Origin of the sequence: Comamonas kerstersii (genome assembly GCF_002056725.1) — a bacterium.
GTDB classification, from domain to species: Bacteria; Pseudomonadota; Gammaproteobacteria; order Burkholderiales; family Burkholderiaceae_C; genus Comamonas; species Comamonas kerstersii.
The window spans coordinates 546,937-563,349 of the sequence record NZ_CP020121.1 but is presented as its reverse complement, the minus strand read 5'-3'; the positions used below and the strand labels follow the sequence as shown (position 1 = coordinate 563,349).

General features: G+C 59.1%; 16 protein-coding genes and 2 tRNA genes. 12 read left to right on the top strand and 6 right to left on the bottom strand.

The features are described from left to right. The first annotated feature begins 6 nt into the window (after positions 1-6). Positions 7-645 carry an outer membrane lipoprotein periplasmic chaperone LolA gene (gene lolA, locus B5M06_RS02610; RefSeq protein ID WP_054067535.1) on the top strand — a complete coding sequence of 213 codons (639 nt, stop codon included), beginning with the start codon at positions 7-9 and terminating at the stop codon, positions 643-645. Between the two features lie 195 nt (positions 646-840). On the opposite strand, the gene brnQ is transcribed toward lolA, so the two are convergent. Next, positions 841-2,148, bottom strand: coding sequence for a branched-chain amino acid transport system II carrier protein (brnQ, locus tag B5M06_RS02605; RefSeq protein ID WP_054067534.1), 1,308 nt, complete (start codon positions 2,146-2,148; stop codon positions 841-843). Between the two features lie 352 nt (positions 2,149-2,500). Here brnQ and B5M06_RS02600 point away from each other — a divergent pair, with 352 nt between their 5' ends. From B5M06_RS02600 to B5M06_RS02590, 3 genes are all read left to right on the top strand, one after another. Next, positions 2,501-3,823: a replication-associated recombination protein A gene (locus tag B5M06_RS02600; protein WP_240183982.1), complete on the top strand. Its 1,323-nt coding sequence runs from the start codon at positions 2,501-2,503 to the stop codon at positions 3,821-3,823. A gap of 416 nt (positions 3,824-4,239) precedes the next feature. Next, positions 4,240-4,887, top strand: a complete 648-nt coding sequence (locus B5M06_RS02595; protein ID WP_054067563.1) for a DUF47 domain-containing protein — start codon at positions 4,240-4,242, stop codon at positions 4,885-4,887. Between the two features lie 25 nt (positions 4,888-4,912). Further along, a complete protein-coding gene (locus tag B5M06_RS02590) occupies positions 4,913-5,923 on the top strand; it encodes an inorganic phosphate transporter (protein WP_054067533.1) in 1,011 nt (336 codons plus the stop codon). A gap of 121 nt (positions 5,924-6,044) precedes the next feature. Here B5M06_RS02590 and B5M06_RS02585 read toward each other — a convergent pair whose 3' ends face one another. Further along, a complete protein-coding gene (locus B5M06_RS02585; RefSeq protein WP_054067532.1) occupies positions 6,045-6,569 on the bottom strand; it encodes a GNAT family N-acetyltransferase in 525 nt (174 codons plus the stop codon). Positions 6,570-6,695: 126 nt separating this feature from the next. Here B5M06_RS02585 and rpsP point away from each other — a divergent pair, with 126 nt between their 5' ends. From rpsP to B5M06_RS02555, 6 genes are all read left to right on the top strand, one after another. Continuing rightward, positions 6,696-6,950 (top strand): 30S ribosomal protein S16, encoded by a 255-nt coding sequence (gene rpsP / locus B5M06_RS02580; protein WP_054067531.1) that lies wholly within the window; start codon positions 6,696-6,698, stop codon positions 6,948-6,950. A gap of 85 nt (positions 6,951-7,035) precedes the next feature. After that, positions 7,036-7,605, top strand: coding sequence for a ribosome maturation factor RimM (gene rimM, locus B5M06_RS02575; RefSeq protein WP_054067530.1), 570 nt, complete (start codon positions 7,036-7,038; stop codon positions 7,603-7,605). An 11-nt stretch (positions 7,606-7,616) separates the two neighbouring features. Beyond that, positions 7,617-8,387 (top strand): tRNA (guanosine(37)-N1)-methyltransferase TrmD, encoded by a 771-nt coding sequence (gene trmD / locus B5M06_RS02570; protein WP_054067529.1) that lies wholly within the window; start codon positions 7,617-7,619, stop codon positions 8,385-8,387. 111 nt (positions 8,388-8,498) lie between these two features. Further along, positions 8,499-8,885, top strand: a complete 387-nt coding sequence (gene rplS, locus B5M06_RS02565; RefSeq protein WP_054067528.1) for a 50S ribosomal protein L19 — start codon at positions 8,499-8,501, stop codon at positions 8,883-8,885. 75 nt (positions 8,886-8,960) lie between these two features. Next, positions 8,961-9,677 carry a CoA pyrophosphatase gene (locus B5M06_RS02560; RefSeq protein WP_054067527.1) on the top strand — a complete coding sequence of 239 codons (717 nt, stop codon included), beginning with the start codon at positions 8,961-8,963 and terminating at the stop codon, positions 9,675-9,677. A 50-nt stretch (positions 9,678-9,727) separates the two neighbouring features. Continuing rightward, positions 9,728-10,714, top strand: coding sequence for a CobD/CbiB family protein (locus B5M06_RS02555; RefSeq protein ID WP_054067526.1), 987 nt, complete (start codon positions 9,728-9,730; stop codon positions 10,712-10,714). Positions 10,715-10,819: 105 nt separating this feature from the next. On the opposite strand, the gene rsgA is transcribed toward B5M06_RS02555, so the two are convergent. Both rsgA and B5M06_RS02545 read right to left on the bottom strand, forming a co-directional pair. Further along, the gene (rsgA, locus tag B5M06_RS02550; protein WP_054067525.1) at positions 10,820-11,803 is read right to left on the bottom strand and encodes a ribosome small subunit-dependent GTPase A; all 984 of its coding nucleotides are present in this window, start codon (positions 11,801-11,803) and stop codon (positions 10,820-10,822) included. Continuing rightward, entirely contained in the window at positions 11,800-13,092 is a 1,293-nt protein-coding gene (locus B5M06_RS02545) for a M48 family metallopeptidase (protein WP_080025149.1), read from the bottom strand. The genes rsgA and B5M06_RS02545 overlap by 4 nt, the downstream gene beginning before the upstream one ends. A 59-nt stretch (positions 13,093-13,151) precedes the next feature. Here B5M06_RS02545 and orn point away from each other — a divergent pair, with 59 nt between their 5' ends. Together orn and B5M06_RS02535 are read left to right on the top strand one after the other, a co-directional pair. Beyond that, the gene (gene orn, locus B5M06_RS02540) at positions 13,152-13,748 is read left to right on the top strand and encodes an oligoribonuclease (protein WP_054067523.1); all 597 of its coding nucleotides are present in this window, start codon (positions 13,152-13,154) and stop codon (positions 13,746-13,748) included. Between the two features lie 287 nt (positions 13,749-14,035). Beyond that, the gene (locus B5M06_RS02535) at positions 14,036-15,997 is read left to right on the top strand and encodes a DEAD/DEAH box helicase (RefSeq protein ID WP_054067522.1); all 1,962 of its coding nucleotides are present in this window, start codon (positions 14,036-14,038) and stop codon (positions 15,995-15,997) included. Between the two features lie 208 nt (positions 15,998-16,205). On the opposite strand, the gene B5M06_RS02530 is transcribed toward B5M06_RS02535, so the two are convergent. Continuing rightward, positions 16,206-16,281 (bottom strand) — tRNA-Lys (locus B5M06_RS02530). A gap of 49 nt (positions 16,282-16,330) precedes the next feature. After that, positions 16,331-16,406: transfer RNA gene (locus B5M06_RS02525), tRNA-Lys, on the bottom strand. Positions 16,407-16,413 lie beyond the last annotated feature (7 nt).

Below are 16,413 nucleotides of genomic sequence, written 5' to 3'. Positions count from 1 at the left end.
GTTGTCATGAAGAAACAAAGCATAGGCGCATGGGTGCTGCTGGGTCTGCTGCCATTGGCGGCCTGGGCGGATGGGCTGCAGAGCCTGGAGCAATTCATGCGCACGGCCAAGGCTGGGCAGGCGCAGTTCACGCAGACGGTGACAGCCCCTGCAAGGGAAGGCGAGACGGCGCGCAGCAAGGTCAGCAGCGGCAGTTTTGAATTTCAGCGTCCGGGCCAGTTCAAGTTTGTCTACGCCAAGCCTTTTGAGCAGACCATTGTGGCGGACGGCAACAACGTCTGGCTGTATGACGTAGACCTGAACCAGGTCACCCAGCGCAGACAGGCTGATGCGCTGGGCAGCACGCCTGCGGCGGTGCTGGCTTCGGCCAATGACGTGGGGGCGCTGCAAAAGACTTTTCATCTGAAGGCATTGCCTGCAGCGGATGGCCTGGAATGGGTGGAGGCCGAGCCGCGTGAGGCAGACAGCCAGCTCAAGAGCGTGCGCGTAGGCTTTCAGGGTTCTACGCTGGCTGCCATGGACATTCTGGACAGCTTTGGTCAGCGCTCTGTGATCCGCTTTGAGCAGATGCAGGTGCTGCCTTCCCTGCCCGCGGTGAATTTCCGATTTGAAGTGCCTGCAGGTGCAGACATCGTGCAGCAGTAAATCAGATGCCGATGCATGCTTTCAAAGCAATAGCTGCTAGCGCTTGAAATTAGAGGGTTTCAGATACTTTTATATCTGAAGTCATTGATTTATAAGTGCTGGCAGCTTTTCTTTTGATAGTGGCTATGAAAAAAAGCCCTGCGGAGGGCATGTCCGCAGGGCTTTTTTGCTGAAGCAGCAGGCTTTGTGAGGCGCTTAAGCCTTGGCAGGAATGGCGCGAACGCGATCCAGCACGCCTGCCACCACCATGACCACCAGCACGGGCACCAGCCAGCCCAGGCCTACTTCGCTGCCAGGCAGCGAGGCAAACACCTCGGGCACGTTCAGGCCAGCGGCCTTGGCGCCGTCAATCAGGCCAAAGACCAGCGCAGTGCTCATCGCGGGAATGAATACGCGTGCCTTATGGCGCCACAGCTTGGACAGCAGGCCCAGTGCAATCAGGGCAATGGCTACGGGGTAGATCAGCACCAGCACGGGTACGGCCACGGCAATCAGCTGGGCCAGGCCCTGGTTGGCCACGGCGGCGCAGAACACCGACATCACCACCACCACGGTGCGGTACTTCACGCCCAGCAGCTGGCTGAAGTAGGCCGAGCAGGCGCTGACCAGGCCCACGCCTGTGGTCAGGCAGGCCAGCAAAATCACGGCCGCCAGCAGCACAATGCCGCTGGTACCAAAAGTGCGCTCTACATAGAGGGTCAGAATCTGCACGCCGCTGGCATCCGCAGGCACGGTGGTGCCGCTCATGGCACCCAGATAGATCAGCGAGACATAGACCAGACCCAGACCCAGCGCAGCAATGATGCCGGCATAGATGGTGTAGCGGGTGTGCAGACGGGTGTCCGTGACGCCTGCGGCCTTGATGGAAGCCACAATCAGGATGCCAAACACCAGTGATGCCAGCGCATCCATGGTCTGATAGCCCATCAGAAAGCCCTGTGCCAGTGCCTTGCCTGCGGCGTCATAGGCGGCTGCAGGGGCGGCGATGTCACCCGCAGGCGCCACGAAGGCGGCAATGCCCAGAATGGCCAGCACAGCAATCAGCGCAGGGGTGATGATCTTGCCGATGTTGTCCATCAGCTTGCCGGGGAACAGTGCCAGCACCATCACCAGCAAGAAGTAGCCAATGGTGAAGATCAGCAGGGCTTCCGGGGTGTTGCCCGTGAAGGGCGCCATGCCCACCTCAAACGACACGGTGGCCGTACGCGGTGTGGCAAAGAAGGGGCCAATCGTCAGGTAGATGGCCAGGCCCATCAGGGTGCCAGCCAGCTTGCCGATAGGGTGGGTCAGGGTATCCAGACCGCCGCCCACACGTGCCAGCGCAATGACGCCCAGCAGCGGCAGGCCCACGGCTGTCAGCAAAAAGCCAAGCGCTGCCGACCACTGGAACTCACCTGCGGCCAGGCCTACGCTGGGAGGAAAAATGATGTTGCCAGCGCCGAGAAACAGCGCAAATGTCATGAATCCGAGGGCAATGATGTCCCGCGTCTTGAGTGTTTTCATACGAAAAACCGAAATACCTCAGCAACCGTGGCACCGTGGTGCTGCAGTCTGGTGTTAGAACAAGCGATGATTCACGGACTTTGTGAGCGCAGCGTCAGCAGCTGCATGCAGATGGCAGCCAGCGCTGGCTCTCAGATGCGTTGCAGTCGAGGGTCGCAGCGACTGCAAGCGGAGCAGGGAAGATTCGTGCCGTTTAAGCTTGTGGCTTCGCGGAACGAACAAGCAGTGTTGTTGGGCGGTGGTGGTGGCCATCGCGCAAAACATGCAAAGATCCGATGAAACACTGATTCTGCACCATATAAACATCTGTTATATGGCGGCTTTTGTAATACCCGGTAAGAACGAGGCTGATTTGCGTGATATCAAAGCCGATGGCTTGTACCAACCCCTTCCCGAGCGTCTGCGCCCTCGCCATCTGAGCGAGGTGGTTGGCCAGCAGCATGTGCTGGGTGAAGGCATGCCGCTGCGGCTGGCTTTTGAGTCGGGTCGCCCCCACAGCTGCATCCTCTGGGGCCCGCCGGGCGTGGGCAAGACCACGATTGCGCGCCTCATGGCTGATGCCTTTGATGCGCAGTTTCTGACCATCAGTGCCGTGCTCGGCGGCGTCAAGGACATCCGCGAAGCCGTAGAAAAGGCCGAAGCTGCACGCAGCGGCCTGATGCCCCAGTCCACCATTGTGTTTGTGGATGAAGTGCACCGCTTCAACAAAAGCCAGCAGGATGCCTTTTTGCCGCATGTGGAAAGCGGCTTGTTCACCTTTATTGGAGCGACCACGGAAAACCCGTCGTTCGAGGTGAACTCTGCGCTGCTGTCGCGCGCCGCGGTCTATGTGCTGCAAAGTCTGACGCCGGAGGATTTGAAGCAGATTGTGACCAAGGCGCAGGCGCTGAAAGCGGTTCCAGCTATTGAAGATGAAGCGCTGGAGCGCCTGATTGCCTATGCGGACGGCGATGCTCGCCGCCTGCTCAACACGCTGGAGACGCTGTCCATCACGGCCGAGCAGGCCGGGGTGGCAAGCATTACCGATGCCTGGCTGCTGCAGGTGCTGGGCGAGCGCATGCGCCGCTATGACAAGGGAGGGGAGCAGTTCTACGACAGCATCAGCGCGCTGCACAAGTCGGTGCGCGGCTCCGACCCCGACGCTGCGCTGTATTGGCTGTGCCGCATGCTCGACGGTGGGGCAGATCCGCGCTACATGGCACGGCGTATTGTGCGCATGGCCTGGGAAGACATTGGCCTGGCAGACCCGCGCGCCATGCAGATTGCCAATGATGCAGCCGCCACCTACGAGCGCCTGGGCAGCCCCGAAGGGGAGCTGGCGCTGGCCCAGGCGGTGATCTATCTGGCAGTGGCGCCCAAGAGCAATGCAGGCTACAAGGCCTACAACCAGATGAAGGCGCTGGTCAAGACCGAAGGCACACGCCCCATTCCCATGCACCTGCGCAATGCACCGACCAAGATGATGCAAGACATGGACTGGGGCAAGGGCTACCGCTATGCGCATGACGAACCCGAGGCCTTTGCGGCGGGTGAGGATTACTTCCCCGAGGGCATGGACAACCCGCATTTTTACCAGCCCGTGCCACGCGGGCTGGAGATCAAGATTGCTGACAAGCTGGCCCGTCTGCAGCAGCTCAATGCACAGTCGCCGCAGCAGCGCAAACCGCCGCGCTAAAGCATGGATGTGCAGCATCCGTGCCTGTTTTTATGACTGGCCAGGGCTCAATGTTTAAATTTGTTGCGGTGCAGCAACGTTTTTTGCATCCTGATGATCGCTGCATGGAAATATGTCTGTGTGCATAATTCATCAGCGATTCAAATGAAGCTGGCACTTACATAGCCCTGTTCGGGTTTGGGTGTTGTCACAGAAATGTCATAAAAAATTCATCCAATCTTCATGCGGTTGTCATGGAGAATTTCTGAAGTTCCATGCACCTGCAATCGGCGTCATGTCGTGGCGCTTTGCAGTCACTGGTCGGCGAGGCACTTTTTTCTGCGCGCTTGCCGTACAACCAAATATTTCAGCAGCCTACGCTTCATGGTGGCGGGACTGCTTAACTTTTACCTGCACATCATCTTTGGGGAATGTCCATGCTGTTTGGCAAACTCTTGCCGCGCGAAGGCAACTTTTTTGAAATGTTCAACCAACATGCGGATCGCATCGTTGAAGCTGCTCGCGCGTTTTCGCAGCTGGTCGCTAACTACAACGATCCGCACTTGCGCGAAAAGTACATCAGCGATGTGGATAACGCAGAGCGTGCCGCAGACCGCGTGACACACGAAGTCACCAAGACGCTGCACCAGACCTTCATCACGCCACTGGACCGTGAGCACATCCACAGCCTGATCAATGGCATGGACGATGTGGCTGACCTGATCCAGGACTCGGCCGAAGCCATGGCGCTGTATGACATCCGCAGCATGAATGAGGAAATCCACCGCCTGACCGATCTGAGCGTCAAGTGCTGCGAGCGCCTGAGCGATGCCGTCAAGCTGCTGGGCAATATTGCAAATCCCGACAACGTGGAAGCGGCCATCAAGACCTGCGAAGAAATCGACCGTCTGGAGTCGGACGCTGACCGCGTGCTGCGCGCAGCCATGAGCAAGCTGTTCCGTGAAGAAGAAGACGTGCGTGAACTGATCAAGCTCAAGGCCGTGTACGAACTGATGGAAACCATCTCCGACAAGTGCGAAGACGTTGCCAACATCATCGAGGGCATCGTCCTCGAAAACTCCTGATTGACCAGCACAGAGACTCCTGATCATGGAAACCGTACAAGCTGCCCTGTGGGTGGTCATTTTGCTGGTGGCAATGGCGCTGATTTTCGACTTCATGAACGGGTTTCATGATGCGGCGAACTCCATTGCAACCGTTGTCTCTACGGGCGTTCTCAAACCCACGCAGGCCGTGGTGTTTGCCGCCTTTTTCAACTTTGTAGCAATTTTTGTCTTTCACCTGAGCGTAGCTGCGACGGTGGGCAAGGGCATTGTGACCCCTGACATCGTGGACACCCATGTGGTGTTCGGTGCGCTGGCGGGTGCCATTGTCTGGAACCTGATTACCTGGTACTACGGCATTCCATCGAGCTCTTCGCACGCGCTCATCGGTGGCATCGTCGGTGCGGTGGTTGCCAAGGCCGGCACTACGCCCTTGATTGCTGCTGGCCTGATCAAGACCGTTGCCTTTATCTTTATCTCGCCATTGCTGGGCTTTGTCTTCGGTTCGCTGCTGATGGTGATCGTGGCCTGGATTTGCCGCCGTGCACGCCCCAACAAGGTGGATAAGTGGTTCCGTCGCCTGCAGCTGGTGTCTGCCGGTGCGTACTCGCTGGGCCACGGTGGTAACGATGCGCAAAAGACCATCGGTATCGTCTGGCTGCTGCTGCTGGCTACGGGCTATATGTCTTCGGGCGATACATCTCCTCCCATGTGGGTGATTGTGAGCTGCTATGCAGCAATTGGCCTGGGCACCATGTTCGGTGGCTGGCGTATCGTCAAGACCATGGGCCAGAAGATCACCAAGCTCAAGCCTGTGGGTGGTTTCTGTGCTGAAACGGGCGGCGCGATCACGCTGTTCACGGCCACCATGCTGGGCGTGCCTGTGTCGACTACGCACACCATCACCGGCGCTATCGTGGGCGTGGGTTCTACGCAGCGCATGAGTGCCGTGCGCTGGGGTGTAGCGGGCAATATTGTGTGGGCCTGGATTCTGACCATCCCCGCCAGTGCCTTTGTGGCCGCGATTGCATACTGGATCAGCCTGCAGCTGTATTAAGTCGCTTTGATAAGCTAGCAAAAACGAAGCTGCTAGCGCTTGAAAATAAAGGACTTTAAGGTGTTTTTGCCTTGAAGTCCTTTTTATTTCAGCGCTAGATGCTCTCTTTTTTGAATAGAGCTCAGACTGGCGCGGTGCTGGAGCCCGCACCCAGGCTTTTTTCCATCATCACCACATCCAGCCAGCGCTCCAACTTCCAGCCCACATTGCGCAGCGTGCCTGCGTGCTCAAAGCCCATTGCGCGGTGCACGCCAATGGAGCCCGCGTTGCTGCTGTCGCCAATCACCGCAATCAGTTTGCGCACGCCAGCGGCTTCGCACTCGCGGCACAGGGCTTCGAGCAGCAGGCGGCCAATGCCCCGGCCACGGGCATGCTCGGCCACATAGATGGAGTCTTCCGCAGAAAAGCGAAACGCCGGACGTGGCTTGAACCAGTTGGCATAGGCGTAGCCAAGGATGCTGCCGTCCTCATCTTCGGCCACCAGCCAGGGGAGTTGCTTGTCGAGCACATCCTGGCGGCGTTGCGACATTTCTTGGAGCGACGGAGGTTCGGTTTCAAAGCTGCCCGTGCCGTGCAGTACATGGTGTCGGTAAATGGCCGTAATAGCCGGTAAATCTAAAGGCTGGCTTGCCCGGATGGTAGGCATAAAAATCAGAACCCTATATAATCTTTAGTTTTCGGCGTGTCGCTGGCCGGGTGGCCATGTCGCGTGTCTCAAACGCCGTGAAAAACACTTGCAGTAAATTTGCTGCGACCACCCGAAGGATAAATCATGGTCGTTATTCGACTCTCCCGCGGCGGCTCCAAGGCTCGTCCGTTCTTCAATATCGTTGTTGCTGACAAGCGCGTGCGTCGTGACGGTGCTTTCATCGAGCGCTTGGGTTTCTACAACCCTAACGCCCGTGGCGCTGAAGAAGGCCTGCGTTTGGCTATGGACCGCGTGACTTACTGGAAGAGCGTTGGTGCTCAAGCTTCCGACACAGCGGAGCGCCTGATCAAGCAAGCTGCTGCCAAGGCTGCTGCTTAATCAGTCCTGCTGATTGAAAACGGGTTCCGTTGGCTTGTCTGACGGAACCCGTTTTTTTCTTTTCTTCTGCCTTTTATAGATACCCATGAGCCACATGCCTGAACTTGAGTCCACCACGCTGCCTGCCGATGCCGTGGAGGTAGGGCGTATTGCGGATGCCTGGGGTGTGAAGGGCTGGTTTAAGGTCATTGCCTACAGCGCTGACCCTGAGGCCCTGTTCACCGCCAAGCAATGGTTTTTGCTGCCCGCTGAAAAAGGGGCAAAGAATTTTGCAGGTGCCGTGCTGCTGCCTGTGAAGCAGGCGCGTCCTCATTCGGACTCCATCGTGGCGACTTCGCCTGCCGTAGCAGACCGTAATGCTGCGGAAGCGCTGCGCGGCGCCCGTGTGTTCATTGCACGCGAACATTTCCCCAAAACCGATGACGGCGAGTACTACTGGGTGGACTTGCTGGGCCTGAAGGTCAGCAACCGCGAAGGTGTGGCACTGGGTACGGTCAAGGACTTGCTGGCGACTGGCCCTCAGACCACGCTGGTGCTCAGCTATGAAGAGGATGGCAAGGAGCGCGAGCGCATGATCCCCTTTGTGGATGCGTATATCGACCAGGTCGATCTGGCTGCGAAAACCATTGTGGCTGACTGGCAGCCCGATTACTGAGGCCATCTGACATGCGCTTTGACATCATCACCCTGTTCCCCGAGCTGTTTGCCCCATTTCTGGAAAGTGGTGTGACGCGTCGTGCCTATGCCTCCGGGCAGGTGGCCGTGCATCTGTGGAATCCGCGTGATTACGCCCAGGGCAACTACCGCCGTGTGGATGACCGTCCCTTTGGCGGCGGCCCTGGCATGGTGATGATGGCCGAGCCGCTGCAGCACTGCATGGACGCCATCCGTGCAGCGCGCGCTGACAGTGGTGAGACTGAAGCGGTGCCCGTCGTGCTGTTCTCTCCGATTGGCACCACGCTCAAGCATGAGGTGGTGGCGCAGTGGAGCGACAGCCAGGGCGCCATCTTGCTGTGTGGTCGCTACGAAGGCATCGACCAGCGGTTTATCGATAAGCACGTCACGCACCAGATCAGCCTGGGTGACTTTGTGCTCTCGGGTGGCGAGCTGGCGGCCATGGTCATGCTGGATGCAATTGCGCGTTTGCAGCCTGGCGTGCTCAATGATGAAGGCAGCTTTCAGCAGGACAGCTTCAACCCCGCGCTCGACGGCCTGCTGGACTGCCCCCACTACACACGTCCAGAAGTCTGGAATGGGCAGGAAGTGCCGCCAGAACTGCTGTCTGGCCACCATGCCAATATCGAGCGCTGGCGCCGTGAGCAGCGTCTGAAGATCACCAGCCTGCATCGGCCAGAGCTGATCGAGCAGGCACGGGCCAAGGGCTTGCTCACTGCCAAAGACGAAGGGTTTTTGGCAAAAATTGCACAACAGCTATAATTGCCGGATCTTCGATCCTCTATCCGGCCGCTGCAACGGTTTGAATGCAGCCATAGCACCAATCCCGGTGCTTGCCAATCCTGGCGCGGACAAGATCGATTTGGATGAATCATGAACCTGATCCAAACTCTTGAGCAAGAAGAAATTGCTCGCCTGAACAAGGAAATCCCCGCTTTCGCACCTGGTGACACCGTCATCGTGTCCGTGAATGTGGTGGAAGGTAACCGCAAGCGTGTCCAGGCCTACGAAGGCGTGGTGATCGCTAAGCGTAACCGTGGTCTGAACAGCGCTTTCATCGTGCGCAAGATCTCCTCCGGCGAAGGTGTGGAACGTACATTCCAGACCTACTCTCCTATGATCGCTAAGATCGAAGTGAAGCGCCGTGGTGACGTGCGTCGTGCCAAGCTGTACTACCTGCGTGAGCGCAGCGGTAAGTCCGCACGTATCAAGGAAAAGCTGCCACAGCGCAAGGCTGCTGCAGTTGCTGCTGCTGAGTAATCAGCGCCAGTCTTTCCTGAAGAAAACCGCTACAGTTCGCTGTAGCGGTTTTTTTATGTCTGTACCGAGGGACACTTGTCTTCCAACGATTCTCCGAACCAGCGCTTCAGCTCGCTGACGGCCAGTATTCCCAGCTTTGATCCACGCCAGGTGCCTGTCGTTGGCACGGATGCGCACCTGCCAGCGATTGCTGCGGCTGGTATGACGCCGCAAGCCTTGCGCCAGCGCTTTGCACAGCCCCCGCAGTGGCAGCCCGAGGTGCGCCGTGAAGCACGTTTTGCGCAGCGACAGCCTGTGCCTGCATCCGTGCTGGTGCCCGTGGTGCAGCGGGAAGAGTTGACGGTGCTGCTCACCCAGCGCACGCAGCAGCTGTCTACGCATTCCGGGCAGGTGGCTTTCCCCGGAGGCAAACAGGATCCGGAAGACCGCGACCCCATCATGACGGCCTTGCGCGAGGCGCAGGAGGAAGTGGGGCTGGAGCCGTCGGCCGTGGAAGTGCTGGGCAGCCTGCCGATCTATGAAACGGGTACGGCTTTTATCGTCACGCCCGTGGTGGCGCTGATCTCCCCGCGCATCACTTTGCGGCCCAACCCGCAGGAGGTGGCCGATGTGTTTGAGGTGCCGCTGCGCTTTTTGCTGAACCCGGCCAACCATCGCCGTCATCGCCTGCAGTGGCAGGGCATGGAGCGGGAGTGGTTTTCCATGCCTTATGACGATGGGGGGAAGGAGCGCTATATCTGGGGTGCCACCGCAGGCATGCTGCGCAATTTTTACCGGTTCATGACTGCCTGAGATCAGAGAACTCTCATAGCGCGGTGAGTGCTTGCCGCTATCATAGTCCCATGAGCTTCTTCGCCATCTTGCTTGCCTTGCTGCTGGAGCAGGCCCGACCTCTGTCACGCGATAACCTCGTTCACGCGGGGGCCAGAGCGTGGACCGTATCCGTACGTCGCAACTTTGATGCGGGACGAGAACACCATGGATGGGTAGCCTGGGGGCTGGCCGTGGTGCCTCCCGCCTTGCTGGCAGTTGGGGTGTACTGGCTGCTGATGCGCTGGGTGGGTTGGCCGGTTGCCATGCTGTGGAATGTGGCGGTGCTGTACGTGACGCTGGGCTTTCGCCAGTTCAGCCACAACTTCACGCGCATCCGTGATGCGCTCGATCATGGGGATGAGCAGGCCGCTCGTGAAGCGCTGGCTGAATGGCGTCAGGTGGATGCCTCTGAAGTGCCGCGCAGCGAAGTGGTGCGCCATGTGATTGAGTATTCCGTGCTCAGTGCCCACCGCCATGTGTTTGGTGTGCTGTTCTGGTTTGCCCTGCTGGCTGCGCTGGGCATGGGGCCTGCGGGTGCGGTGATGTACCGCATGGCGGAGTACCTGTCGCGCTACTGGTCGCGTAAATCCATTGCGGGTGCAGCGCCGGTGAGTGAACGCCTGCAGCAGTCGGCCAAGCAGGCCTGGACCGTGATTGACTGGATGCCTGCACGCATGACGGCCATGGGCTTTGCCGTGGTCGGCAGTTTTGAGGATGCGATTGACGGCTGGCGTTTCCACACCAAGTACTTCCCCAACGATAACGATGGCGTGATCCTGGCAGCCACGGCCGGTGCCATCAATGTGCGCCTGGGGGGCGCAGGCCTGAAGATGCGCGAAGACCTGACCGTAGCCCCGATCTACGACGACGAGGATAGCAGGCAGGAGCCCGGGGTGACGCCAGGCCGTGAAGCCGAAGTGGGGCATCTGCGCAGCGTGGTGGGCTTGGTCTGGCGCAGCGTGGTGGTGTGGATGCTGCTGCTGGCGCTGCTGAGTTTGGCGCGTCTGCTTGGCTAATTTAATAGCTGCCAGCGCTTTCTGCATAAGCCTTAGAGCCATATTTGATGCATAAAAAAGCCTGCTGTTTGTACAGCAGGCTTTTTGTTTTTCAGTGGCTGGGCTTCAGTATTTGAAGCCCGCGTTCAGCTCCTCAAACAGCTCGGCATAGATGCGGTAGCGGTTCGGGTGGATGTAGTGTGGGCTGCCTTCATTGTCCACCTCGGCCATGACGGCGCAGCCGGGTTCGTGCAGGTGGGTGCAGTTGTAGAACTTGCACTGGTCGGCCAGTGCGCCAATGTCAGGCATGCATTTGGGCAGGTCGGTGGCTGCAATGTGGTACAGGCCAAATTCCTGAAAGCCGGGGGAGTCAATGATGGCGGTGCTGCGTGCCTCATCCATCCAGTACAGGCTGGTGGTGGTCGTGGTGTGCTTGCCGGTGTTGAGCACGCGCGAGATTTCGTTGGTTGCGGCCTGCGCGCCGGGCACCAGCAGATTGATCAGCGTGCTCTTGCCAACGCCCGAGGGGCCGAGCACAAAGCTGCGCTTGCCCTGCAGCAAATCCATGAGGGCTTCTTTTTGCTCAGGGTCATCGCTGGTCAGGTTCAGCGGGATGATGGGGTAGCGCGCGCTGCCATCCGCGTTCAGGATGCCGCGGTAAGCCTCCAGTCGCTGCCAGGCCATGGCAAAAGGCTCTTCCAGATCGTACTTGTTGAGCGCAATGATGGGGGTGATGCCAGCATCTTCGGCGGCAATCAGCGCGCGGGCCAGCTGGCTTTCCGAGAACACGGGCTCGGCGGCAATCAGCACCAGCACCTGGTCGATATTGGCAGCAAAGGTCTTGGTGCGGATTTCATCCTGGCGGTACAGGAGATTGCGGCGCTCGAGCACTTTTTCGATCGTGCCTTCTTCGCCCTGACCCGGAGGTGGCGGCTGCCACAGCACATGGTCGCCAACGACGGCCTGGCTTTTCTTGCCACGGGGGTGGCAGATGCGGCGCTGGCCGTCGGGTGTCTCTACGATGCAGTGGCGGCCATGGCTGCCCACCACCAGACCTTCGGTGGATGCGGCTGCCGAGGCGACTGCGGCTTTGCTATGTCTGCGGCTCATGCGGCGCTCACGGATTCAGGGGCTGTGGGGGCGGGCATGCGTGCCAGGCGCTCCACGGCAGGAGGGTGGGAGTAGTAGTAACGCGCGTACACAGGGTCGGGGGTGAGGGTGGAGGCGTTGTCTTTATAGAGCTTGAGCAGGGCGCTGGCCAGTGCACTGCCTTGGGCTTGCTGCATGGCGTAGGCATCGGCCTCAAATTCATCGCGGCGCGAAAAATGCGCGGTCAGCGGCCCAGCCCAGAAAGTAAAGACGGGCATGGCCAGTGCAAACAGCAGCAGGGCCAGTGCATGGTCATGCGCAGGCAGGCCGAAGGCCATGGCAGGGCTGGGCAGAACGCCCAGGCCCGTAAAGAACCAGACCTGCTGCGACAGCCAGCCCAGCAGGGCAAAGCCAGACAGACTCAAGGCAAACATGCCCAGCATGCGCTTGAGGATGTGCTTGTGCTTGAAGTGGCCCAGCTCGTGGGCGAGCACGGCCTCCACCTCGTCGGCATTGAGCTGCTTGAGCAAAGTGTCATAAAACACCACGCGCTTGGAGTTGCCAAAACCTGTGAAATAGGCATTGGCATGGGCCGAGCGGCGGCTGCCGTCCATGACGAACAGGCCCTTGGCCGCAAAGCCGCAGCGTTGCATCAGCTGTGTCACGCGAGATTTAAGGGATTCATCGGCCAGGGGCTCGAACTTGTTGAACAGCGGGGCGATGAAGCTGGGGAAAATCCACATCAGCAGCAGCTGAAAGCCCGTCCAGATGCACCAGGCCCACAGCCACCACAGGCTGCCAGTGGCTGCCATGAACCACAGAATCACCCATGCAATAGGCAGGCCGATCACAGCGGCCAGCAGGCTGGACTTGAGCAGGTCGCCCAGCCAGATGCCGCGCGTGCTCTTGTTAAAGCCAAAGCGCGCTTCCAGCACAAAGGTCTGGTAGTAGGAGAAAGGCAGGTCCAGCAGGCCGGAAATCAGTGCAAAGCAGCTCAGCAGCACCAGTTGCTGGAGCATGCCGGGTTCCATGGCCTGGAGCAGCAGTTCGTTGAGCAGGTTGAGGCCGCCCAGCAGCGTCCAGCCCAACAAGATCAGTGTGCCCCAGGCCATGTGGGCCAGGCCGAGCCGTGCCTTGGCCAGGGTGTAGTCTGCAGCTTTCTGATGGGACTGCAGGGAAATAAAGGGAGCGAAAACGGCCGGAACAGCATGGCGGTGCTGTGCCACATGGCGCACCTGGCGGGCATTGAGCCAGACCTGCACCAGCAGCTGCAGCACCAGGGCCGCCGCGAAGGCCAGAGTCAATAACATCGAGGGGGAAAGCGAATTTGTTGTCGGCATGTGCCGCGAGTGTAGGCGACAATTTGCGGATGTCTCTTGCTTCTTCCCCTGAAACCCCTGTGTTGCCCAAGTCAGACCTGAACCTGGTGTGGCTGGACTGTGAAATGACGGGGCTGAACCCCGAACATGACCGCATCATTGAAATTGCGGTGGTTGTGACCAATGCCCAGCTCGACATTCGCGTGGAGGGGCCGGTGTTTGCCATTCACCAGAGCGATGCGCTGCTCAATGGCATGGATGCATGGAACAAGGGCACGCACGGCCGCAGTGGTCTGATTGACCGCGTCAAGGCCTCTGAAGTGACCGAGGCCCAGGCGGAAGCCGCGCTGATTGCTTTTCTGAGCAAGTACATCCCCAAGGGCAAGGTGCCGCTGTGTGGCAACAGCATTGGCCAGGATCGCCGCTTTCTGGCGCGCTACATGCCCAAGCTGGAGAGCTATCTGCACTACCGCAATGTGGACGTGAGCACCCTCAAGGAACTGGCCAGACGCTGGAAGCCAGAGGTGGTCAGCCGCTTCAAGAAGGCGCAGCGCCACACGGCACTGGCCGATGTGCTGGAGTCGATTGACGAGCTGGCGCACTATCGCGCGCATTTCCTGGCACTGGCACCTGTGGCGGCTGAATAAAGCCCCTGTCATTGAAGGAAAACCGAGGTCGTGTGATAATCCACCTCTTGCCTTGCTGCGCGAGCAGCTGCATTACACAGGCAATAACGCACATCTCCCATCACTCACCGGGCACCGACACCCGCACGCCGGGCCGCTTGCACAAGCGGCCAGCGCTGCCAGATACGACAGCCCACGGTCTCCACCATGCAGTGGAGCGCATTGTTTGACGGTTGATGTTCCTTCCCTAACCGTCATGAAAGCAGCACCGCCGTTGTGTGTCGTGCAGCTTTCCGTGTGAGAAATACATGAACGACTTTTTGAATGAGCAGGGCCAGCAGGCCGCTGCAGACGTGTCTTTGGACGCAACTTTGGACACCATGCTGGCTGAAATGGATGCGGAAGATACCGCTGCCGCCGCAGAAGAAGTGCCCGCAGGCCCCAATCCTTTTGAAGCACTGGGTCTGGCTCCTGAGCTGGTCCGCGCTGTCACCGACATGGGCTACACCCAGCCTACCCCCGTACAGGCACAGGCCATTCCTCTGGCCATGGGCGAAGGTGCTGATGCGGACGGCTATATCGACCTGATGGTCTCCAGCCAGACAGGTTCGGGCAAGACCGCAGCTTTCCTGCTGCCCGTGCTCAACACCCTGATTCAGCAAAAGGCAGAAGAAGAAGCAGAAGCCAAGGCGGAATACGACCGTCTGGTGGCAGAAGCTGCTGCTCGCGGCGAACCTGCTCCCAAGCGCAACAAGCGCAAGGACCCCACTAATCCTCGCAATTTCAAGGCTGCCGTGCCCGGCGCCCTGATCCTGTGCCCCACACGTGAGCTGGCACAGCAGGTGGCGCATGACGCCATCGAGCTGGTCAAGCACTGCCGTGGCCTGCGCATTGCCAACGTGGTGGGTGGCATGCCTTATCAGGTACAGATTGCCAAGCTGCAGAATGCCAACCTGGTCGTGGCTACGCCAGGCCGCCTGCTGGATCTGCAGCGCTCCATGCAGATCAAGCTGGACAAGGTGCAGTTTCTGGTGGTGGACGAAGCGGACCGCATGCTGGATCTGGGCTTTGCCGATGATCTGGCAGAAGTGAACCAGATGACTGCGCAGCGCAAGCAGACCATGATGTTCTCGGCCACGTTTGCACCACGCGTGCAGCAACTGGCCATGCGTGTGATGCACGACGGTGGTTCCAACGTCAAGAAGGTGACCATCTCTACGGCGCAAGAAAAGCACACCAACATTAAGCAAGTACTGTTCTGGGCGGACAACGCTCAGCACAAGCGCAAGCTGCTGGACCACTGGCTGCGTGATGAGTCCATCAACCAAGCCATCGTGTTTGCCTCTACGCAAGTGGAGTGTGATGGTCTGGCAACTGACCTGCAAGAGGCTGGCTTCTCGGCTGCTGCTTTGCACGGCGCTTTGAGCCAAGGTTTGCGTAACCGCCGTCTGATGGCGCTGCGCAATGGCCAGATTCAGGTGCTGGTGGCAACTGACGTTGCTGCGCGAGGTATTGACGTGCCCACCATCACCCACGTGTTCAACTATGGCCTGCCTATGAAGGCAGAAGACTACACCCACCGCATCGGCCGTACCGGTCGTGCCGGTCGTGAAGGTGTGGCTGTGACATTTGCGGAATTCCGCGACCGCCGCCGTGTGTTTGACATTGAAGGCTATACACGCCAGCAGTTCAAAGCTGAAGCCATTCCTGGCATGGAGCCTCAGCAGCGCTTCCCAGCCGCTGGCGAGCGTGATGGTCGCCGTGGCGGTGGCGGCGGTCGTGGTGGCTTCGGTGGCCGTCGCGATGGCGAAGGCTATGGTCGCAAGCAGGGCTTTGGTGACCGTGGCGGTTTTGGCGGTGGTCGTCGTGAAGGTGGCTTCGGCGGTGATCGTCCTCGATTTGGTGGTGATCGTGACCGTGGTGGCTTCGGTGGTGACCGTCCTCGCTTTGAAGACCGTGGCGGTGATCGCGGTGGCTTCGGCGGTCAGCGTCGCGAAGGTGGTTTTGCAGATCGCAAGCCCGCATTCGGTGACCGTCCTGAGCGCGGTGGCTTCGGTGGCGATCGTCCCCGTTTTGGTGGCGAGCGCGAGCGTGGCAACTTTGGCGGTGACCGTCCTCAGCGCGAGCCTCGCAGCTTTGGCGGTGATCGTCCCCGCTTTGAAGACCGTGGCGGTGACCGTGATCGCGGTGGTTTTGGCGGTGGTCGCCGTGAAGGCAAGTCTTTCGGTGGTCGTGACGACCGTCGCAAGAGCTTCCAGCACGACCGCTAAGCTGCAAAGCTTTTTGCAAGAAAAAACCGGTTGCGTGCCGGTTTTTTTGTGTCTGTTGTTTTAAAAAGAGAAGCGTCTGGCGCTGGTGAAAAGCCAGTTTCAGAATGCTTCCTATCTGAAAGTGGCTTGCTGCCGGCGCAAGCAGCTATGGTTTGTGCAGAAGGCAACAGCAAAAAAGCCTGTCTTGTTTCCAAGACAGGCTTTGATTTGGTGGGCCCTGAAGGATTCGAACCTTCGACCAACGGATTAAGAGTCCGCTGCTCTACCAACTGAGCTAAGAGCCCTTCTGTAACCAGAAAGGATTCAATGCGCTGTGGCAATGAAGAGAAATTTTGGTGGGCCCTGAAGGATTCGAACCTTCGACCAACGGATTAAGAGTCCGCTGCTCTACCAACTGAGCTAAGAGCCCGACTGGA